At 69.2% G+C, this 20,972-nt stretch carries 15 protein-coding genes; 9 read left to right on the forward strand and 6 right to left on the reverse strand.

The features are described from left to right. Positions 1-430: 430 nt before the first annotated feature. The 3 genes from ACH34R_RS37575 to ACH34R_RS37585 all read right to left on the reverse strand — a co-directional run bounded on the left by ACH34R_RS37575 (position 431) and on the right by ACH34R_RS37585 (position 4,392). Positions 431-865, reverse strand: a complete 435-nt coding sequence (locus ACH34R_RS37575) for a hypothetical protein (RefSeq protein ID WP_397566352.1) — start codon at positions 863-865, stop codon at positions 431-433. Positions 866-1,096: 231 nt separating this feature from the next. Beyond that, positions 1,097-1,903: a methyltransferase domain-containing protein gene (locus ACH34R_RS37580; RefSeq protein WP_397566353.1), complete on the reverse strand. Its 807-nt coding sequence runs from the start codon at positions 1,901-1,903 to the stop codon at positions 1,097-1,099. Then, on the reverse strand, positions 1,900-4,392 hold the full coding sequence (locus ACH34R_RS37585) for a hypothetical protein (RefSeq protein WP_397566354.1): 2,493 nt from the start codon (positions 4,390-4,392) through the stop codon (positions 1,900-1,902). The genes ACH34R_RS37580 and ACH34R_RS37585 overlap by 4 nt, the downstream gene beginning before the upstream one ends. A gap of 101 nt (positions 4,393-4,493) precedes the next feature. On the opposite strand from ACH34R_RS37585, the gene ACH34R_RS37590 reads away from it, so the two are divergent. Beyond that, positions 4,494-5,666 carry a hypothetical protein gene (locus ACH34R_RS37590; RefSeq protein ID WP_397566355.1) on the forward strand — a complete coding sequence of 391 codons (1,173 nt, stop codon included), beginning with the start codon at positions 4,494-4,496 and terminating at the stop codon, positions 5,664-5,666. Here the strand turns inward: ACH34R_RS37590 and ACH34R_RS37595 are convergent. After that, positions 5,609-7,390, reverse strand: coding sequence for a hypothetical protein (locus ACH34R_RS37595; RefSeq protein WP_397566356.1), 1,782 nt, complete (start codon positions 7,388-7,390; stop codon positions 5,609-5,611). The genes ACH34R_RS37590 and ACH34R_RS37595 overlap by 58 nt on opposite strands. Before the next feature lie 196 nt (positions 7,391-7,586). Here ACH34R_RS37595 and ACH34R_RS37600 point away from each other — a divergent pair, with 196 nt between their 5' ends. The 7 genes from ACH34R_RS37600 (at position 7,587) to ACH34R_RS37630 (ending at position 14,356) form a co-directional block, all read left to right on the forward strand. After that, positions 7,587-7,832 carry a hypothetical protein gene (locus ACH34R_RS37600; RefSeq protein ID WP_397566357.1) on the forward strand — a complete coding sequence of 82 codons (246 nt, stop codon included), beginning with the start codon at positions 7,587-7,589 and terminating at the stop codon, positions 7,830-7,832. Positions 7,833-8,194: 362 nt separating this feature from the next. Next, positions 8,195-8,815 carry a tyrosine-type recombinase/integrase gene (locus tag ACH34R_RS37605; RefSeq protein ID WP_397566358.1) on the forward strand — a complete coding sequence of 207 codons (621 nt, stop codon included), beginning with the start codon at positions 8,195-8,197 and terminating at the stop codon, positions 8,813-8,815. 625 nt (positions 8,816-9,440) lie between these two features. Continuing rightward, positions 9,441-9,758, forward strand: a complete 318-nt coding sequence (locus ACH34R_RS37610; RefSeq protein WP_397566359.1) for a DNA adenine methylase — start codon at positions 9,441-9,443, stop codon at positions 9,756-9,758. A 53-nt stretch (positions 9,759-9,811) separates the two neighbouring features. Then, entirely contained in the window at positions 9,812-10,414 is a 603-nt protein-coding gene (locus ACH34R_RS37615; protein WP_397566360.1) for a hypothetical protein, read from the forward strand. Continuing rightward, positions 10,411-12,552, forward strand: a complete 2,142-nt coding sequence (locus ACH34R_RS37620; protein WP_397566361.1) for a hypothetical protein — start codon at positions 10,411-10,413, stop codon at positions 12,550-12,552. The genes ACH34R_RS37615 and ACH34R_RS37620 overlap by 4 nt, the downstream gene beginning before the upstream one ends. Further along, positions 12,533-12,940: a hypothetical protein gene (locus tag ACH34R_RS37625; RefSeq protein ID WP_397566362.1), complete on the forward strand. Its 408-nt coding sequence runs from the start codon at positions 12,533-12,535 to the stop codon at positions 12,938-12,940. The genes ACH34R_RS37620 and ACH34R_RS37625 overlap by 20 nt, the downstream gene beginning before the upstream one ends. Before the next feature lie 177 nt (positions 12,941-13,117). Beyond that, entirely contained in the window at positions 13,118-14,356 is a 1,239-nt protein-coding gene (locus ACH34R_RS37630; protein ID WP_397566363.1) for an MFS transporter, read from the forward strand. Positions 14,357-14,413: 57 nt separating this feature from the next. On the opposite strand, the gene ACH34R_RS37635 is transcribed toward ACH34R_RS37630, so the two are convergent. Next, positions 14,414-17,635 (reverse strand): S8 family peptidase, encoded by a 3,222-nt coding sequence (locus tag ACH34R_RS37635; RefSeq protein WP_397566364.1) that lies wholly within the window; start codon positions 17,633-17,635, stop codon positions 14,414-14,416. Positions 17,636-18,346: 711 nt separating this feature from the next. On the opposite strand from ACH34R_RS37635, the gene ACH34R_RS37640 reads away from it, so the two are divergent. Next, the gene (locus ACH34R_RS37640) at positions 18,347-19,687 is read left to right on the forward strand and encodes an IS630 family transposase (protein WP_397566365.1); all 1,341 of its coding nucleotides are present in this window, start codon (positions 18,347-18,349) and stop codon (positions 19,685-19,687) included. 33 nt (positions 19,688-19,720) lie between these two features. On the opposite strand, the gene ACH34R_RS37645 is transcribed toward ACH34R_RS37640, so the two are convergent. Continuing rightward, positions 19,721-20,809: an IS630 family transposase gene (locus ACH34R_RS37645; RefSeq protein WP_397566366.1), complete on the reverse strand. Its 1,089-nt coding sequence runs from the start codon at positions 20,807-20,809 to the stop codon at positions 19,721-19,723. Positions 20,810-20,972 lie beyond the last annotated feature (163 nt).

The raw sequence follows: 20,972 nt of genomic DNA on the forward strand, positions 1-20,972 counted from the left end.
CCCTGGCGACCTCCAGGACGAGTGTCGACGAGCCCGTCGGACGGAGCAGGGCCGGCTGGTCGCCGGCCGGTACCAGCCGCCCCGCTGCCGCAGTGCGGCCACCGTCAGGCGAGGGCGCGGCCGGCCGGGGTGAGGTGGTGCATGGACCGGGTGCGCCGGCCGGTCCACGGTACTCCCGCCGCTCCAGGACCCGGCTCGCGACCATAGCCGCCATGCGATCGGCGAGCACGTCAGAAGCGATGTCGAGCAGGGACGGGCCGATCCGCCGACGCGCCCAACCCGGCGTCGACCTCGCGCGGAACCGCCGCGAAGGCGTCGGTCTTCCGGGAGCAGTATGCTCCCGTTTCCATGGCCGACACTGATCCCCAGGCCGCAGGCCTGGGGAAAGATGGTGGGCGATACTGGGATTGAACCAGTGACCTCTACCGTGTCAAGGTAGTTCGGACTGTCCGCTGGCCTGCGGCTTTTCCAGATTCGCAGGCCAGTGGCGTTTGATGGGGTCGGTTGACGGCGGTTGAGAGCGTTCGGGATCGATCGGGTGCTCCTGTTGATCTTCTATGCGGCCGGGAGCATTGGGAGCACGCGACCACAGCGCGTGCTCAGAGCCTCTTAGCGCCTGTAACCCGATCTGCGCGACCCGGCTGAGCGGCAGCGCTCTCTCGGCCGTCGGTAGGTCCTGCAGGGAGCGCCCGCGCACCAGTTCCATGATGACCCGAGGACGTCCGTCATCATCCGCTCGCTCGGCGGACGGGTGGATCAGCACGTTGCCCAGTAGCCCCTTGGTGGCTTCATGGCCGGTGCCGTGGGCCAGCGGGTAGATCAGCGCGGCCGCCAGGAGTTCGTTCGTGTCGGCCAGGACCAGCAACCCGTCGGGCCGAACCGTTCATCCGCTGGGACGACCAGTGTGACGGCCGCAGGGGCGGCCGGCCGTGCGCGTGCAGGGCCAGCCGGTAAAAGCCGGTATGCCACCGTGGAGAGCTCTTCACCCTCAGGCGGCGAAAGACCCGCCAGGAGGCGTGGTAGCAAAAGCAGCCGCGATCGCAGCAGGAGCGGGCGGCCCGCCAGCTGTCGGTCACCGTCAGCGGCGACCGGCCGATCACCGCGTACCCGCCGTCCCCGTGCGGGCGATCACGTGGATCTGCCGCCCGACCCGCCGGTAGGGGTCGCGTCGTCCCGCTTCCCATTCGGCCTCCAGGACCTGGTCGAATCCTTCGCCGACGGGTTCGTCACCGAGATGGTCGGTGAACACGCGCACCCCGTACCACGCCACCGTGGCCGCCCCCGCCCCCGCCCCGGCCAGCAGGGCCTGCAGCGCCTCGAGGCTGTCGGCGCGGGTGGCCACGCCGAGGTTTCCGATCTCGGTAGCGGCGTCCATGACGGCCAGGGCGTCCGCCCACCGCCGTTCCAGCGCCGGGCGCATGGCCAGCGCCGTGGCGTTCTTCGTCAGCAGCGACACCAGCCCCCCGCCGGGGCGTGCCGCCTTCACCGCCGCCTGCACCAGCGGCCGCGGGTCCTGCACGTACATGAGCACCCCGTGGCAGCACACCACGTCATGGCCACCGCCGACGAGATCCACCGCGTCCTCCCCGGCGCCCTGGACCAGGTGAATGCGCTGCCGGACCGGCTCGGGCTCACCGGCCAGGCGTTCCCGGGCCCGCTGCAGCATCTGCGGGTCGGTGTCGAGCACCGTCACCTGATGACCGGCGCGGGCCAACTGCACCGCCTGGTGGGCGTCGCCACCGCCGATGTCCAGGACCCGCTGGGGCGCGGCGGGCAGGTGGACGCGCAATGCGCGGGCGACCAGAGCCTGGCGCAACGCGCCGCGCAATGTCCCACTGTGGCGCGCGTACCCGGCCGACAGGTCGCCGCCGGATGCCGATGTCCACGTGTTACCGGCGTTCACGATGGTGCCTCCTTGAGCTGCTGCCTGGTCAGAGTGTCGAACAGCGGCCGGTGCGTGAGCACCAGCAGGATCGATAGGTAGCGCGTCTTGAGCAGTTCCCGCAGCCGGTCGGCCTCCGGCGTGCCGGGCAGCGCGCCGTCGCGGGCCGCGCAGCGCAACGCCAGGAGAGCGGGCACCTGTTCCTCCAGGCCGGACAGAACCTCGGGGGAGCGGCCCAGCCACGCGCCGAACCGCTCGCCGTCATCAGCTCCCACACCACCGCCTCGCCCCAGCGGCCGCGCCCGGGATGCTCGACGGTGAGCAAATGCGGCACCCGGACCACACCGCCGCGCGGCAGCGGCGGAATGACCGGGCTGGTCACGCACGCGCCGTCCATCCCGCGGCGGCGGCGGATCGCGTACAAGTGCTCGGCGAACGCCAACGCCAGGCCCGCCTGTGCCGGTGAGGCGGCGGCCGGGGCGGCGGTGACCGCGTCCAGCCACGAGCGGCGCGCCACCGCGAGCGCGACCTGTACCGCGGCCGCCGGATCGGCCTCGGGATACCAGCCGGGCTGGCGCCGCATGCTGCGGGTCGCCACCCCGAGGCCGGGGATCCTTCACGTCGTGGGAGGTGAACACCCGCTCCACCCGCTCGGTGATCACCATCGTGGGCCGAACCGGGTGTAGTAGCGCTCCAACAGCCCGCACCCTTCCAGGACCCGATCGGTCAGGGCGACGTTGTGGCCGGGCCTGAACGCGTGGCCGGGGGGCGAGCGTGGCCGCGCCGACCAGGAGAGCGGCCAAGATCAGGTCGGAGGAGGAATTCGGCAGGCTCTCGGCGAAGTGGAAATTGATCGGCAGGCCGTCGCCGACCAGCGTCACATCCGCCCCGGGCCGCAGCCACAGCCGGGTTCCGACCACGCCTTCGCCGGTGATGGCGGTGGCCTCCTCGGCCAGTTCGGCGATCGCGAACTCCCGATCGCGGGACGTGGTCGAGACCAGGAAGCAGTCGCGGGTGATGGCGGCCGCGTGCTCGCCGCGCACACTCGTCCGGCCCGTGCTGCCGACCACGAGCACGGGCCGGCGGCTGCGCCACAGCGTGCTCAGGCACCGCGCGGTGAGCAACCCCCGCTCCTGCGCGGCGATGAGCCGCACGATCTGCCGGTCGTAGACGGCCACCCGCATCCGCCGCGCGTTCAGCACCGCGGCGATCTGCTCGCCGATCCGGCCGAACTCGATCACCAGCGCGGGCTGTCCTTCGAGCTTTTCCTGCGGCAGCACGTGCAAGAGGTTGCGGATCGCCGCATCGGCAACGCCGTAGGACTCGATCGTCGCCTTCAGCCGGGACTCGGCCACGCTGAAGACGGGCAGCGGCAGGCGCGGCCACCGCTCCAGCCGGGTGATGCCCGAGATGGTCTGCTCGACCAGTCCATCGAAGAACGGCAGCAGGTGCGGGCGGTGGGTGAGCAGCACCGGCAGTGTGTAGCCGCCGTCGTCGATGAGTAGCCCGCGCCGGCCGAGCGCGGCCGCGCGCCGCACATGGCTGTCCAGCGCGTGCGCGGTGTGCTGCCACGGCCACACCGCGATTCCCTGCCGCACCAGGTGGGCATCGACCCGGTCGGCGTGCTGGTAGGGGTATTGCTTGTCGATGACCGTGATGGCCTCGGGCGGGACGCCCATCGCGCGCACCGCCTCCACCAGCACCAGGAAATCGGTCATGTGATGCACGGTTAAAACGGGCGCCACCGCCGACAGGCAATCCGGTGGGAGGAACAACGGCAGCTCGGCTGTCAACGGCATCTGATCGCGCAGCGCTGTCATCTCGGTCGGCGTGAACGGCACCCGCCGCATCGCGCCGAGCAGCGCCGCCACCTGGCGGGCGGGCAGGGTGGCCGTGCCGTGCAGCATCGCCGTCACCGTGAACGTCCCCCACGGGTGGGCCGCCGGCTGGGCAGGGACAGCGGCCACCAGGCGCACGACCGCGCCGCCGGCCAGGCGCAGCTTCGTGTCCTGGACGTCACCGGCGACCTCGATCACCTCGGCGACCTTCGCAATGGCCTCGATCAGCGCGTCCCGCACGACGGGCAGATCGCTGGGTCGGCCGCGGAACTCGGCGCAGGCAACGCGGACGCTTCCGGCCGGTTCGCCGGCTTCATCGGGAAGCCGGTACTGACCCGGCTGTTGCCGTAGCTGGGTTTGGGGCATGTCTGCTCCCATCGTCGCAATGATCATGCGTTGACCGCGCACCGGCCGGTACCGGCCTTGTGGCATGGTTGGCCCGGGCCTCAGGCCGTAAAGCGCGAGGTCGGGCATCGGACCAAGTCCTCCTTCACGGGCAGGTGATCGCTGATGCGATCGGTGGCGCCCCGGCGATCGCGGCAGGTGAACACCGCCGTGATCGCCGCTCAAACCGACCGGGCCGATCGGGCTGGCCGGGGCCGGCCCTTTCGGGGGTGCGCTTCCACCGTCGCCGCGCGATGCCCCGTCAATCAATGCCGCGCCCCGGGACATTGCCGCCACGGCAATGTCCCGGGGGCGATCGGCGGGTTATCGTCGACGGCGGATGGTTGCGCCGGAGGTCACGAGGGTCACGTACGAGGGGCGCCATGACCATGAGCCGAGCACGACGGGCCGAGCTGCAGCGCCGGGCCAGGGAGATCCGCCTGGAGGCCCGGCGGCGCGGTCTGGGGGTGGACGACATTGCCGAGGCGATCGTGGCCGCCCTGCCCGATCTGCTGCCGCTGGAGGCCTGGCGGCTGGCCTGCGGCTGGTCCCGGCCGGTCGCCCTGCAGGCCCTGGCCGCCTTGTATCAGGCCGACGGGCTGAGCGCGCCGCCGGTGAACTCGGCGATGCTGTGCCGCTGGGAACACGGCACGGTCGCGGTGAGCGCCGGGTACGCGGCGGCGTTGTGCCGCCTGTACCAGGTGCCGCCGAAGCGGCTGGGATTGCCGCATGAGGGCTCTGCGACGACGACGCGTGGATACCCGCTCCGCCGCCCGCCTGCGGTTACAGTGGGCGGACACGACGACAGGCAGGGAGCTGATCCGATGCGGCGACGCACACTGCTGGCCGCCGGGGTGAGCATCCCCGCTGCGGTATTGGAGCGGGTCGATGACATGCTCGCGCTACCGCCCCGGCTAGGCCCGCGCCGCGCGCTCCCGCAGATCCAGGACCGGCTCGCGCACGCCCGCCGCCAGTTCGACACCAGCGCGCTGGGCGACTTGGTGGCCGCCTTGCCCGGCCTGCTCACCGCGGCCCGCGATACCGCGGAGCAGTCGAACACCCCGGGCGGGTGGGCGATGCTCGCCGCCTGCTACAACCTGGCCACCGACACCCTCAACAAGGTCGGCCGCAAAAAGTCGGCGCGGATCACCGCCGACCGCGGCGTGCTGTACGCCGAACGCTCTAGCGACCCGGTGGCGATGGCCTCCTCGGCGCGGGCACTGGGCATGATGCTTCGCACCGGAGGCCGCCACCAGACCGGCATCGGGGTGTTCCAGCAGGCCATCGACCGGCTTGACGCGACCGGGCTGCGCACCCGCGCTCAAGCGTCGGTGCTCATGCGACTGCAGTGCGCGTCGGCGTACACGGCGGCCTGGGCCGGTGACCGCGACGGCGCGCTGGAAGGCATCAGGCACGCCGAACACGCCGCCGACCGAGTCGGACGCCTGGCCGCCCGGCCCGGCACCGCCCGGCCGTTCACCAGCCTGTACCGGGTCAACATCCATCACGTTCTGGGGGATACCGGCAGCGCGTTGCACGCCGCCAGCAGCGTCCGTACCTGATCCTCGGCTCCGGCCTCTCGCAGCCTGTCCAGCAGTTCGGCCACCCTGTACGGGGCGTCCAGGGCGGCGTGTCTGGCGGCGTGCTGGGCCGGGCGGCGGTCTGTGGGATGCAGGGCGTGCAGGTTAAGGACAAGCGCTGCAGCAGCGTTCGGGTCTCCGTGGGAGGTGGCGTGTTTGTTCAGCTGAGCGGCGTCGCGATACAGTCCGCGTGTCCAGGCGGCGTGGCCGAGTTCTGCCAGGTCGGCGGGGTGGGCGTGCGCGGCGGCCGCGGTCCAGAAGTCGATCGGAGGGATCTGTTCGGCGCGGTGGCGCCGGCCGTGCTGGTCGAGGTAGTCGGCCAATCGGTACAGCGGCCCGGACGCCGCCCCGGCGCGTGACGGCGCGGCAGGGCCAGCCGCTCCCCGGGGACGACGGGTGCGCTGGTTGCGGGGAGTGCCGGTCTTCACAGGGATCAGGATGCCGGGGATACCGTTGCACGGGGTCGTGGCGTAGTCCAGGGCCTGCTGCAGCCAGCCGTCGCCGGCCTGCTCCCATTGGGTGTCGGTGAGGTAGCCGGGTGCGGCAGCGGCCAGCAGCGCCAGCGGCAGATGCGGCCCGGCGCCCATGCGGCGGGCGTCTATGGCGGCCCAGATCAGCGCTTGGGTGGCGGGCGAAGCCTGGGCGTAGCGGGCCAGCAGCACCGGTACCCCCGCCAAATATTGAGTGATCTGGCCGTCAGCAGCATGCTCGGCGGCCTCGTCCAGGCGGCGGTCCCGGGCGCTGTGGCCGGCCAGCACGTCAAGGTCGGCGCGGGTGAACGCGTCCGGAACCCTGATGTCATGCCCGTTCAGCAGTAGCAGCCGAGCCTGAGCGTGCGAATCGAACTGTCCGGCATCCGGGCCCGCGGTCAGGGCCTCCCAGTGCTGCGGCCACAAGGTGGCCAGCACCAACACCGGCCCCCGGCCCGGATCGCGCAGCAGCTCGCGCAGCCCGGCGGCGACCTGCTCACCCAGCTTGTCCGGTCCCAGGTAGAACTGGGCCTCGTTCAGCCACACCACCGTGTACGGCGCAATGTCGTGCACCTCGGCCAGAGCCGCGCCGGGACGGGTCGGATCGATCGGATGCCACAGCCGCCACGGCTCGGGGCGCTCGCGCAGCAGGTGCAGGGCTTCCCAGCAGGCCCGGGTCTTCCCGGTGGAGGATCCGCCGACCAGCACCGCGGTGCCGCTGTGGCCCTTGGCGGCTGCCGCCACCACCTTGCCCAGTACCTCGTCGTGCAGGCGCGGCACATACACCGGAAGCGCCGGCAGTTGGCCATCTCCGGTGTCGATGGCTCGGTGCACCTCCAGGTCGAACCGGAACGGGTCGGTCACCTCGCTCAGCGGCCAGCCCGGTGCCGGGGCCGAGGAAGTGGCGGGGGTCGGCAGAGGACAAGCCGGCGGCCGATGGCCTTGCGCGTCGTTGTAGGCCCGTTTCCAGCCGCTCATGAGCCCGAGTACCGCATCGGGATCTTCTTTGCCGCGCTCCACCCACAGGCGTAAGGCGATCAGCAGCGGCTCAACCTGGTTCGTCCAGTCCGGCAGTCGTTTGCGACGGCCGCTGATCAGGAACTCGACCGTGGTCTGCGGGATCGGGGACTTCGTGGCCAGCCATTGGGCTGTTGGCCTACCGGCCGCGATATGGGCCTGCTCCAGATATGTGATGAAGGTGTGCGGGCCCTGTACAGGATCGGTCGCCTGCCCCATCCTGCCGCTCCTTCCCGGAAAGATCGCCGTCCTTTGCCGTTGACCTGGATAAGCGGCAGCGTAGACACCCGCGATCGGCTGCGCAGGGGAAAGAGACGGCCTTGTCTTCATCGTCGTCGTCATGCGCGGATTCCGGGCGACCCGGGGTTACCCGGATTACCGGACTGATACGGCACCGGCCCGCTGAAATCGAGGCATGCCCCGAACGACGTCGCGGTACGGCCGCGTGGTCACCGTCACCACCGCCACCGTCAGCGCTCCGGCTGCCGTCTGGCTCGTCCACCCGGCGCTGAGCATCATCATCGCCGGCCTGCTGATCGCCCTCGGCATCGTCATCATGGCCAGCGCCCTGTTCGGCTCCGAACGGCTCAGCGAACGCGCCTTCCGGCTGCTGCGCTGGATCGCGAACAGACCCGAGCCACCAAGCGCCAGCCCTGGATGACACCCGGCTTTGCCCGGCATGCACTCATGTCGCCTGTGCGCTGACTACGGACACTGCTCGTCGGTGGCGTACCACTTCATCGGCTTCGGGGATCGCCTCCCGGACGGGCGGTCACCTTGTACCCAGATGGCGCACGTGGAGCCGAGGCGCTGGGCAACGCCTTCGGCGAGCGCCCATCCCGGGGCGAGAGAGCGTCGAGATCGACATCCTCGGGCCGGTCAGCGCCGTTGCGCGGGGCCGGCTTGATGATGCTGGGCATCAGGCGCCGTCCTCGGCGAGGTTTTCCATCCGCTCGGCGTCCCGCTCTTCCCGCTCGATGAACGCGACGGCGCGGGCCATCGCCGCGGCGTCGGCGGGCCGGTGTGAAGGTGGCCGAGCTGTCGGGGCCGCTGTTCGTCACGGACTCCGGGATGCGGTTGTGGCGATCGACGGCGAGCGAGGCGGTGCATCGGGTCGGGCGTCTGGCCGGGCTGGGGCAGGTGCAGGTGCATCCGCACGTGCTGCGGCACGCCTGGGCGACCCGCGCGGCCGAACTGGGCGTGGACCCGCGCCTGATTCAGGAGTACCCGAATCATGAGAGCCTGAACACGACCATGGTCTATCTGGATGCGGCGAAGACCGTCGAGCGTGACCCGTGGCAGCTCGTGGCGTCGTCGTGGAGAGGGGTGACGGCGGAGGACATGCCATCTGGTCACGGGACTTTCACCGCATATCACGCGCGAGGTAGACGCGTCACGATCAACGCTGAGCATCCATCTCGCGCGTCGACATGTGAGGGGATGGGTGTACGGTTCGACGTCTCAGAATCGACTACAGCGCTTCAGTGCTGGTCGGCGAGGTGTGCTGCATCGCAGCAGATACGAGCGGATCACTCCCTGTACGGTGTTTCCGCTGGTCGAACCCCGAACGCGGAGTGGGAGAGACGCGTGACAAGCGAACTCTGTAGCAGCCCGTTGCTCGTTCGACACCACAGCGACGCGTGAAACGACATAAGAGGCCGCCAGACCGAAGTAAAACTAAACAGCACGGCTCGGATAAAATAATGCCGCGCGGGGTGATTAAATATAACCCGCGAAGATAAGTTAGCACTCCAGCGGCGCGCTAAAATAAGAAGAACCCCGGGGCGGGAGGGCTGCAACCCTCCCCACCCCGGGGCCTGGGAAGACTCCGGCCTGGCCCTCAAGCGTAGGCGGGGTCACCATCGGTCCTGCTGGGCTGGTCGCTCAGCAGGACCTTCCCATCTTCTCCGCAAGATCCAGCAGCGCTAAAAGCAGCTCTGATGTGCACAGCGCCACCTGTAGCCACCAGAACGCCTCCTCTCTGCGCCTGTCTGGATCGCCCGGGTCTCAGTCCTCCAACGAGGACCACTCCCTCCAGTTGATGATCGGACGCGTGAGGCGGCGATCCTTCGGCCGCCTCGCGAGTATCGCGGCCGAAAATCCGAGCTGGGTGAAGTACGACCCGGTAAATCATTATTCTGTGCCCCATTAAGTTATCATCTCACATGGTCGCCAATTGGTTTAGACCAATCGAGGCCAACCGTGACGATGGGCGCGACTACCGGTTGTTCTGGCTAATTCGCCCAAATGGGCACGGTGAGGAGGTCCTATGGCGCTACGGCCTCCGTTCGCCTACTACGGGGCGGAAGGCCGTCTTGCGCCGCTCCTCGCCGGGTTGCTCCCACCGCATGAGGTGTACGTCGAACCGTTCGCCGGGGTCGCCGCCGTGCTCTTCGCGAAGAGACCGGCGCAGGGCGAGACGATCAACGACATCAACGGCGACCTCATGGCGTTCATGCGGGCCCTGCGGGACCAGCCTCGCGCGTTGATCCGCGCATTCGGCTCACCCCGTACGCCCCCGCCGAGCATCAGGCCGCGCGCCTCGGCGACACCACCGCGAGCGATCTGGAACGCGCCCGCCTGCTGAGGAATCTGGATCGGCTGCCAGCGGTCGGCCAGTTCCATTTCGGCGTCACCTCCATGAACGCGCAGAAGTGGGCGCGATCGCAAGGTCTCGCAGGTTCGCCGTTTCGCCGGGGACGCCGGACCGTCAACGCGCTCGACCGCCGAGAGCCAGGGCAGAACAGCCAGGACGTCCACGACCGGCACTACGTTCTGGTCGACAAGCGAGTCCAAGCCGAGATGGTCGAGGTGATCGCCGCCGGCGCCGAGGACGCCGCCGACCGGGCCCGCGCGATCGTCTTGGTCGCCGAACTCCGCGACCAGCCGCAGGATGGGGACCTCGAGACGGCGACCGCCGACTGCCGCGACTACGACAACAGCCCTTACCCAGCGCCCGGCGGTGGCTGCGGCGCTTCGTTCCTGATGTGTCTGGCTTGCGAGAACGCCCGCGTTCACCCTGGACACCACTGCCGGCTCGCGCACCTGCACCAAGCACTGTCCAATCTGCGCTCAACCTTGCCGCCCACCGCCTGGTCGCGAGACTGGCACGACCCCCACGCCCGTCTGGAAGACCTCCGATCCAAGCTTGGTGAAGGCATCTGGCGTCGATCGCTGGCCACCGTCAGCGACGCCGACCGCGCGCTCATCGCCGACCTGCTGAGCGGAGAGCTCGAACCGTGATCCTCACCGCCCCCCTCGACGACCCCTATCGGCTGCCCTTGCCCAACCCTGACACTCCAGTCGTTTTGCCGCATCATGTGAGCGCCGGACACGCTCACCTCAACGGCCGCTATAGCGATGAGATCTGGCCGCTGGGCGCGCTGACGGAGAACCCGAGCGCGACCAAGGTCTGCCTGCGCTGGAAGGCTTGCCCTGATGCGTTCCGTGACGAGCTGCGGCTGATCGCCTGGACCATGATCAATGGTGAGTTGCGACCCAGCTTTCTTGCCGAACGCGGCGTCCGCATGCGAAGCCGACTGAGCCTGGGCGAAGTCTCCGAGACGATGCGGCAATGGTTTCACCTGGCCACCTGGCTGGTCTCCAGGGGCATCGACAGCCTCGCCTTCTGCAGCGCGAGCGACCTGCACGACTACGGTCTCCATCTGAGAGGAAGGGGTCGCAGCCGCGGCAACACTGGCCGCATCTTGGCAGGCCTGACACGTTTGTGGGCTTTCGATGGGCTCAGCGCCCGCCCGACTGGAATGGCCCGACCGCCCTGGGATGAGCTCGGGATCGATGACTATCTGCCCCCGGCGACCTCGTCCACCGGCGGAGAGAACGCGACCGAACCAGTGGCGGCCCAGACGATGGGCCCGCTGCTGGTCTGGGCCATGCGGATGGTCGACGACTTCGCCGACGACATCCTCACCGCCTGGAAGGAGAGGCAGCGGTTGAAAGCGGCCGCCCGCGCCAACCCCGCCACCTCTGCGGGGAAAGCTGCTCTGCACGCCTACCTCGACCCGCTGGTGGCCGGCATGGCGCCGCTGCCGACCACGGCACTTCCCGGCCGCGTGGTTTTGGCCCGCACCTACATCGGCGGCATGACCGGCGCCTCTGCGGCACAGATCCAGAAGTACTTCGCGCAGAACGATCTGAAGGACGCCGTGTCCAGCAGACCAGGACCCTGCCCGCTGAACGTCCCGGTCACCGGCCAGATCGCCGGGGTCTCGTGGCGGGAAACGATCGACTACGACGAGGCGGCCAGCCTGATGCGCCACCTCGGAACAGCGGCTTTCATCGTTTGTTCCTTCCTGACCGGCATGCGCCCCGGAGAGATACTCGGCCTGCACACCGGCTGCTGCCCCGACCCCGAGCCTGACGGTCACGGCCTCCTTGGACGGCACCTGATCCGGGGCGTTGAATACAAGAACGCCGTCGACGAGCACGGCAACCACCGATCCGCGGGGATGGAACGCGAGGCACCCTGGGTGGCGATCGCTCCGGTCGTCAACGCCATCCGAGTGCTGGAGCGCATGGTTCCGGACGGCTGCCTGTTGTTCGACCACCATGCCCACGACTTGCGCTTCGGCCGAGCTGGGACAGGTTCACTCAAACCAGTCGTGCTCAACAACCGCATTGAGGACTTCATCTCCTGGGCGAACACGGAGGCGACCGCTCGCGGCCTCAATGATCAGTTCATCCCGCCCGACCCCCACGGCAACATCGGAATCAGCCGGTTCAGAAGGTCGCTGGCCTGGCATATCGCCCGCAGGCCGAACGGCCTCGTCGCGCTTGCCATCCAATACGGCCACCTGCGCACTCTCGTCTCCGAAGGCTACGCCTCCCGCAGCCGCGGCGGCATCCACGAACTCATCGACCTGGAGACCGTCCGGGCGGTCGCCGACACCGTCGCCGACCTACGAGACGGCATCCAGGCCGGAGAGGGGCTCTCCGGCCCCGCAGCCCGGCGCGTCATCAATGCCGCCACCCGCGCCACGGTCTTCGAGGGCGCGATCACCAACGCGGCCACCGCCCGGAAACTGATCGCCAACGAAGACCTCATGATCTATGACAACCCGCAGGCGTTCGTTCTTTGCCACTACAAACGGGCCCAGGCGCTCTGCCACCGCGACGGCCTGAAGGACACCCCCACCCTGGATCACTGCGTCCCCGGCTGCGGCAACATCGTCCGCACTGACCGGCACGCTGCCAGCCTGCGCGCCCACGCCGACGCTCTGGACAACCGGGCCGCGCACGCCCCCAGCCAGTCGGCGACCGGCTGCGCGGGCGCGCCAGCAAGTTGCGCGATCTGGCCGACACCCACAACCGCACCCGCATCACTCTGCAGGAGAGCACAACGTGAGCCCCGCGCCCGATGAACGCGACCGCATCCGCGCCGCCATGACCCGCATCCTGGCCGGCACTCCGCAGAACTCCACCGGCGCCCTCACCATCGTCGCCCTGGCCCACGAAGCCGAGGTTCCCCGCAACGCCCTGACCCAGCGCCATCCCGATCTGAAGAACGAGTTCTATGAGCAGGTCAAAGCCCGCGGGGCGACACCCGACGTCGAAGTTCGTCTCCGCGAGACCATCGCGAAGCTGAAGAAGACCATCGCGAACAAGAACAAGGAACTCGCCCAGATCCGGGAAGACGTCCCAGCCTTAGTTCGGGCCGTCCACCAGCTCACCCTGGAGAACCAGCAGCTTCGAGCACAGCTGGAACTGCCTGAATCGACCGTCACCCCGCTGCACCGTCACCGGCCCTGAGGAGACCGCTGAGACAGCGACAAGATCCTCAACACGCAGACTTGACGGGGAACTCGACCTCGGCGATCAGCGCGATGCCTTGTGCGCCGATCCTGTTCCGGTATTCCGCCACCGCGAGCGGGTCGCCCTGAACCAGGCCGCCCGCCGATCGTCGCCCCGACCAGCGCGCCGACCCGGGTGAAGTGGCCGCCCGCGACCTGCGTCACCGCCAGCGACGCCTGCACGGCGTTGCGCATCAGCTGCGCCCCGACCTGGAACCCGGGCCCGGCCGCCTCCACGACCGCGCGGGTGATGAGGGCCATGGCCGCGATCCGCGGCGCGGCCGTGGCCGCCGTCTTCCACACGGTCGCGCTCATCCGCCAGACCTGCGCGCCCCGCATCGCGATGACCGTCACCGGGATCGTGACGTCGGGCTCGGCGATCTTCGGCGTCGCCTCACCGTTCCTCTTCCAATACCTGGCCGAGCAGTACGGCTTCCAGATCGTGTTCGTCGTGTCCGCGGTCCTCGCGGGCATCGCCGCGATCATGGTGCGAGCGCTCCTTCCAGAGTCACCGATCAAAATCGTGGGCAGGCTCGACGTCGTCGGGGCCGGCCTTCTCGGCGGGGGCTTGGCGGCGGTGCTGAGCTACATCAGCCTCGGCCCGGAGTTCGGCTGGTCCGCCGTGGGACCGCTCGCCCTGCTCGCGGGCGGCGTGGCGCTGCTGTTCCTGTGGGCAGTGGCGGTGCGGCGGGTACCCGAACCCGTGATCGACCTGAGGAATCTCAGCCTGCCGCTGGTGCTCACGCTGCTCGTCGTCGTCCTCTCGACCGGGGCGTACCAGAGCATGCTCCAGCTCTTCGGCCTCATCGCCCATGTCTCGCAGGACGAGGGCCTCGGGTACGGCCTCGCCGCCGACGGATCACTGGGCCTGCTGTTCGCCCTGCCGTCGCTGGGCATCACGATCGGGGGCGTCCTGGCCGGGGCGCTGGCGACCCGGGTCGGCCCGGCGTGGACCCTGGCCGGTGGTGTGACGATCGGCATGGTGTCCACCGTCGGAATGTACCTGTCGCCCTCCGATCTCTTCGCCGCGGTCGTCTTCGCCGGCCTGCTGGGCTTCACCGCCGGCTCGGTGGTGACGTCGGGCTTCAACATGGCGACGAGCGTGGCGTCCGCCGATCGGCAAGGCGTGGTGACCGGCCTGGTGCAGGTCATGCTCTCGATCGGCTCCGTGGTGATGAACGTGGTGGGCTCGGCCGTCCTCATGTCCACCACCGTGACGGTCGGCGGAGTGGCGAAGAACTCGGCCACGGGCGTGCAGAGCTACATCATGGTCGCGGCGGGTTCGTTCGTGGTCGCGATGGTGGTGGCGCTCGTCCTGGCGCGAAGGCAGCGCTTCACGCCGCTGCTCCGCTCCGGTGCCGTCTCCTCTTCGTGAGCCCCGGCACGTCGCCGCGGGCGCGCTCGTGGGGCGCGCCCGCGGGCATGGTCGCGGTTATGAGGTCAGGCCGTAGGCCCTGATGATCGTCTGGGTGAACGTGCTGTCGCCCGACTCCGCCGAGACGCGCAAGGACGCGAAGTCGCCGGCCGCCGGGTTGCGTACCATCGCCGTCCACTGGCCGCGGGTGTGGCTGACGGGGACGCGCCGCCAGGTGGCGCCGTCGTTGAAGGACACCTCGACCTTGGGGCGCGACCTGCCCAGGGCCGGGGAGGCGTGCCGCTCGAACATGAGCGGGATGCGGGTGAGCGAGGCGCGCTCGGCCCGGTTCAGGGCGTCCAGCCCCTGCGCGGCCGGGCGTACGGTGATCAGGGGCAGCGGTTTCGCGTCCACCGTGCCGGAGCGGAAGGTCCAGGTCGCGTCCACCGCGGTGGCCAGCGCCGAGTACGGCACCTGCCGCCGCCCCGACATCGTCAGGGTGTAGGTGGATTCCGCGCCGGGCACCTCGGCCCCGAGCGTGCAGCTCACCGAGTCCGGTGGCATGCACGTCACCCTCGCCAGTTCCACGCCGTCCCTGGCCAGTGCGATGGCGACATCGGCGTTGGACTCGTAACCGAACCGGGCGGGCCCGGAATCGGAGAACACCGCGCCGTCGACGACGACCGTGTTGCTGTAGCGGGCGGTGGACGGGGTCTGGGCGGCGCCGTACACGGCGGTGTTCCACACCTCGGTGCCGGCGCCGGGGGGCAGTTCGCTCGCGAGGTCCACGAGCCAGTGCTCCCCGGAGTCGTCGTAGGACGCCACCTGGTTCGCCCAGGCGAGGCCGTCGACGCGGGGCCGGTAGCGGATCTGGGTGGACGGCACGCGCGTGGGCGCGCCGAGCAGCCACATGTTCGCGGGGCCGCTGTAGACGTAGCCGTACGCCGCCACGCCCGCGCCCCGGTAGGTCACGGTGGTCTTGGCCAGGTCGGCGGTCCTGGCCTGGTGGGTGGGATCGGCGGGGAGGCCGTTCTCCGCGGTGTGGAGGAGGTCGTACCGGTAGGGGCTGGGCGACGCGTCCCCCTTGGTCAGTACCGAATGCGCCTGGTACGTGAGGCCGGGCACCTCCGACGGCACCACGAAGATCTGGTCATCGGACGCGATCGTGCTGAACCGGGCCCGGATTTGGCCCTGCTGCTGGGTGGCGGAGACGTCCAGGGCGGCCTGCCGGGCGGCCGGGTCGTCCACCGAATGGCGTACCTGCCTGCCCGCGTCGAGGTCGATCGTCAGTTGCTTCGTCCGCTCACTGAGCCGGAACGGCGGCACATGGGCGACGGTCCGCTTCTTCTCCGCGTCGAACACCGCCTGGACGTACCATCCGACGGCGGGGAGCCGGAGCGTCCCCTTGCCGTCCTGGATGTCCACGTACTCGAACTCGTTTCGCGCGAGGTCGAAGGCGACGGCGAAGCCTGACAGGCCGGCGCCGCCCTTCGCGGAGATGGCCAGGTCGTACGCCTCCGGCTCGACGTACGCGCCGGTCAGGGTGCGTACAACCGTGCCGCCCGCGGTCGCGGTGACGACTCCCGCGTACGCGCCGGGCGCGACCCCGTCGGCCGCCATCGTGACGGTGACCGACGCGTGGCCGCCCGCGGGGACCATGAGACGGTCGGCCGACAGGCTGAACAGACCGGCGGGCAGCTCGCCGCCGCCCTGGGCGGCGATGGCCAGGTCGAGGGTGACGGGCGCGTCGCCGGTGTTGGCGTACGCGATCGTCCTGGTCGCCTGCTGGCCCTTCTCGTGCGGCCAGCGCAGCGCGGCCGACACGTTGCCGGGGACGGCGACGACCGTCTGGGCGATCGCCTTCCGCACGTCCACGCGCCCGGCCCCCTGGGCGTACGGGCCGGCGTCCGGCTGTGGGGCGGCGCTGCTGATGAGGGCGGACTTGAGCCGGTCGGCCCGCCAGCCGGGGTTGCGCTGCGCCAGGATCGCCGCGGCACCGGCGACGTGCGGCGTCGCCATCGAGGTGCCGGTCTGGGTCGAGTACCCGCCGTACCGGGCGCGGGCGGCGGTGATCCCCACGCCCGGCGCGGTGATGTCCGGCTTGACGGCGCGGTCGCCGATCCGCGGCCCCCGGCTGGAGAACAGCGCCAGCGCGTCCTGCTTGTCCACCGCGCCCACGCTCAGCGCGGCGTCAGCGCTGCCCGGACTGACCACCGAGGACGCCGTCGGGCCCGAGTTGCCCGCGGCGATCACGAAGAGCGCGCCGGTGCTCTCGCTGAGGGTGTTCACCGCCTCTTCGAGCGGGTCGAGCGCCTGGGTGTCCCGTCCGCCGAGGCTCATGCTCACGACCTGGGCGCGGATTTCGGCCGCGGCCCATTCCATCCCGGCGAGAATCGTGGATTCGTCGCCGCCCCGCCTGCTCAGGACTTTGCCGATGGCCAGCTTGGCGTCCGGCGCGATCCCGCGATACCTGCCGCCCGAGGCCGCGCCCGATCCGGCGATCGTGGAGGCCACATGGGTGCCGTGGCCCACGCCGTCGTTGATGTCAGGGTCGTTCTGGATGAACGACTTGGCGTGCGCGACCACGCCTTTGAGGTCCGGGTGGGCCGTGTCGTATCCGCTGTCCAGTACGGCGACGGTCACGCCCTTGCCGGTGAAGCCCTGCTTCCACGCCTCCGGCGCGCCGATCTGCGGCGCGCTCTGGTCAAGTGTCGCGGTACGTCGGCCATCCAGCCACAGCCGCTTGACCCCGGCCGCGAGCGTCCGCGCGCCCGCGTCGCCGGTCAGCGCCCGCCACGCCGCCGCGGCGTCGCTCTTCGGCACCTTGACCGCGGCCAGCCCGAGCCGCCCGCTCCGCCACGCGGGCGCGGGCGCGCCCGGTAACCGGAACGTCGCCGCAGCCGCGCCGCTGGTTCTGGCGATCACGGGTACGTCCGCGCGGTGCGCGTCGTCGTAGTCCCAGGCGATGAGCTGGGTGACGTCGAACAGCCGCTCGTCCACCAGTCCCCGCGCGACCAGCGGCGCCGCGTCGGAGGGCAGGACCATCAGGTGGTCCTTCTTCTGGATCGTGGCGAACCGTACATCCCTGCCCTTGCCGGGGTGTACCGAGTATCCGGACGAGGAGAGCTTGACCCGGTCGCCGGTGATGAGCGTGACGCTCTTCGCACCGTGTCCGGCCTGGCGGTCCGGGGCGACTCCCGGGGAGCCGGGGGATGGGCCGGTCGCGCTCGCCGGGGCGCCGGCGCCGGTGGTCACAGCCGCCACCAGGGCGATCGCGGTCATCAATGCCCTACGTTTCATGGGTGAAACTCCCGTCTGTATTGCGGTGTTCCCCACCTCATCGGGATAATGACCGCACGGTCGGTGGCAGGCAAGCGCACATAATGCACGGAAGTCCCGGATGATGTCGACTATGTGGGCGTTGACGTGCGGGTATTTGCATAACGTCGCGATTTTGTGACATCTGGCGCCGGTCGTTTCAGCCGCGTCTCTCGGGTGGTTTGGAAATCGCTCTACCGGAGTCGCATGGCGATAGGTTGACGATGTTCTCCACCGAGGTTGACTGATTCTGTTGCGAATTTCGGCGCTTGGCACGATCGAAAGGATCAGGTCTCGGCGTGCTCGGCGTCGCCTGCCGGGGTGGATGCAGTGCCTGGCCTCGGCTCCGCCGGTGGGGAGCACGCGGTCGGCTGCCGCGGCGGCGCGGATCTGGGGGGTGAGGTAGCCGATCTTTGTGGAGACGGCCACGTCGAGCCGGGCGGCGAGCACCGGCGCGAGCTGGGCCTGGGCTCGGCCGCCGGCGTAGTTCGGCGCGATGTCGATCCACCGCGCTCCCGCGACCACCATGGCGGACGCCGGGCCGGCGACATCGCCGCTGGTCCGGTAGGTGCCCCAGCGCATACGCCAACGGGATGGCGCAGCTCGTGGAGAAAGGCAAGCTCTCCCTCCTGCTGCTCCGCGCCTAGTGTCATGCGCCTGAAATCTCAGCTGTAATTACGTACGCTATTTGGCATGTCGCATCGAGGACCACGAGCTGTCGAGATCGTGCTCTCGGAGAATGAACGCACCGAGTTATCGCACCGGGCAGAAGGAGAGACAAGCGCACGGGAGGCCGAGCGCGCACAGATCATCCTGGCCTGTGCGGATGGTGCGTCAAGTACCCAGGTGGCCGCCGACCTGGGGATGAATGTGGCGACGGTGCGCAAGTGGCGTTCCCGGTTCGCGGCCGACCGGCTGGCGGGCCTGGCGGACGAGCCGCGGCCAGGGCGGCGCAAGGCGGAACTGGTCTTGTCCGAGGCCGAGCGTGCGCAATTGACGCGCTGGGCCAGAGGAGCGAAGAGCGCACAGTTCCTCGCGCTGCGCGCCAGGATCGTGCTGCGCTGCGCCGAAGGCGGCACGAATCACCAGGTCGCCGCCGAACTCGGCATCGCGCCGGGGACGGTCAACCGCTGGCGGGCGAGATTCATCGCCAGGCGCCTGGACGGCTTGCAGGACGAGCCCCGCCCGGGCCGGCCGCCCTCGATCCTGCTCGATCAGGTCCAGGACGTCATCATCGCCACGTTGGAGTCCACCCCTGGCCGGGACACCCACTGGTCGCGCGCCTCGATGGCCAAGCGCAGCGGCCTGTCGAAGTCCACCATCGGCCGGATCTGGAAGAAGTTCGACCTCAAGCCGCACCTGCAGGACACGTTCAAGTTGTCCACCGACCCGCTGTTCGTGGACAAGGTCGTCGACGTCGTCGGGCTGTACCACAACCCGCCCGAGAAGGCAGTGGTGCTGTGCGTGGATGAGAAGAGCCAGATCCAGGCGCTGGACCGCTCCCAGCCGGTGCTGCCCATGATGCCCGGCATGCCCGAGCGGCGCACTCACGATTATCTGCGGCACGGCATCACCAGCCTGTTCGCCGCGTTCAACATCGTCGATGGGACCGTGATCGGCCAACTGCACCGCCGCCACCGGGCGATCGAGTTCAAGAAGTTCCTGATCTCGATCGACAAGGCGGTGCCGGCCACACTCGACGTACACCTCGTGTGCGACAACTACGCCACCCACAACACCTCCGAGATCAAGGCGTGGCTGGGCAGACACCCCCGCTTCCATGTCCACTTCACCCCGACCGGCTCCTCCTGGCTCAACCAGGTCGAGCGGTGGTTCGGCCTGCTGACCGACAAGCTGATCCGCCGTGGCGTCCACACCTCTGTGACGGCACTCGAGAACGACATCAAGGCATGGATCGACACTTGGAACGACGATCCGAGACCCTTCACCTGGACCAAGACCGCCGACGAGATCCTCAAATCCCTCGCCGACTACCTCGGCAAGATCAGCCCGCCAATCACCGAAAACCAGTAGCGTACTTAAGTGTAAAATTTCAGGCGCGCCACACTAGTGTCCTGAGTCGTTAATTCGCTGGCAGTAGGCGGCGAGGTTGTCGAGGATCTCGTCGGCGGTCTTGGTCCAGACGAAGGGTTTGGAGTCGGCGTTCCATTCCTTGATCCAGGAGTGGACGTCGGCCTCGAGCTGGGCGACGCTGCGGTGAGCCGAGCGGCGGAGTTTGCGATTGGTGAGCTCGGCGAACCAGCGTTCCACCAGGTTCAGCCAGCTTGAGCTTGTGGGGGTGAAATGGACGTGGAAGCGCGGATGACGCAGGAGCCACTTCTTGACCGCCTCGGTCTTGTGGGTGGCGTGGTTGTCGCAGACCACATGCACGTCCAGATCGGCGGGGACGTTCTTGTCGATGGTGTTCAGGAACTTGATGAACTCCTGGTGGCGGTGCTTGCGGTGGTGCGAGCCGATCACCTGGCCAGTGGCGATGTTCAGCGCCGCGAACAAGCTCGTGGTGCCGTGCCGTACATAGTCGTGGGTCATCCGGGCCGGCGTGGTCGGCAAGACCGGCAAGATCGGCGCAGTCCGATCCAGGGCCTGCATCTGGGACTTCTCATCCACGCACAAAACGACGGCCTTGGCCGGCGGGTCGAGGTAGAGGCCGACGACGTCCCGGACCTTGTCGACGAACTGCGGGTCCTTCGACAGCTTCCACGTCTGGACCAGATGCGGCTTGAGGCCGAACGCCCGCCAGATCCTGGAGATGCTCGACTGCGACATGCCCGTCGCCGAGGCCATCGACCGCGTCGACCAGTGCGTGTCGCCCTTCGGTGGCTTCCGCTCCAACGTCGCGGTGATGACCTCCTCGACCTTCTCATCCGAGATCAGCCGCGGACGGCCCGGCCGCGGCTCGTCCAGCAACCCTTCCAGCCGATGCTCCAGGAACCGAGACCGCCAGCGGGCGACTGTCCCGCGCCCGAATCCCAACTGGCGGGCGACCGCCGATACCGACTCCCCTTCCGCGCACGCCAGCACGATCCGACACCGGTCAGCCAGCGCCTGCGAGGACTTACGGCGACGCTCCCACGCCTCCAGCAGCCGTCGCTCTTCCTCGGTCAGCACCAACGGCTCCAGCTTCGGGTTCGGCACGGATCCTAGCCTGCGGCTTTCACGGCGAATTTGAGCCGACTTGATCGTTTACATATGAAAAGTGCCCTTGACCTGGAAGGATCGGACTTGTCTAAGGCCCCGTCCAACCCAGATCAGAAGGCACTTTCCGAGTGAACTCTACCGCCTCACCCCGCAAGATCAC

Origin of the sequence: Spongiactinospora sp. 9N601 (assembly GCF_044326295.1) — a bacterium.
Lineage (GTDB): Bacteria > Actinomycetota > Actinomycetes > Streptosporangiales > Streptosporangiaceae > Spongiactinospora > Spongiactinospora gelatinilytica.

Bases quoted from the DNA above. Each gene is read 5' to 3' on its own strand.
- ACH34R_RS37585 (WP_397566354.1), bottom strand. From the start codon at position 4,392: ATGTCCCGGGGCGCGGCATTGATTGACGGGGCATCGCGCGGCGACGGT.
- ACH34R_RS37590 (WP_397566355.1), top strand. From the start codon at position 4,494: ATGAGCCGAGCACGACGGGCCGAGCTGCAGCGCCGGGCCAGGGAGATC.
- ACH34R_RS37595 (WP_397566356.1), bottom strand. From the start codon at position 7,390: ATGGGGCAGGCGACCGATCCTGTACAGGGCCCGCACACCTTCATCACA.
- ACH34R_RS37600 (WP_397566357.1), top strand. From the start codon at position 7,587: ATGCCCCGAACGACGTCGCGGTACGGCCGCGTGGTCACCGTCACCACC.
- ACH34R_RS37610 (WP_397566359.1), top strand. From the start codon at position 9,441: ATGGCGCTACGGCCTCCGTTCGCCTACTACGGGGCGGAAGGCCGTCTT.
- ACH34R_RS37615 (WP_397566360.1), top strand. From the start codon at position 9,812: ATGAACGCGCAGAAGTGGGCGCGATCGCAAGGTCTCGCAGGTTCGCCG.
- ACH34R_RS37635 (WP_397566364.1), bottom strand. From the start codon at position 17,635: ATGAAACGTAGGGCATTGATGACCGCGATCGCCCTGGTGGCGGCTGTG.
- ACH34R_RS37640 (WP_397566365.1), top strand. From the start codon at position 18,347: ATGTCGCATCGAGGACCACGAGCTGTCGAGATCGTGCTCTCGGAGAAT.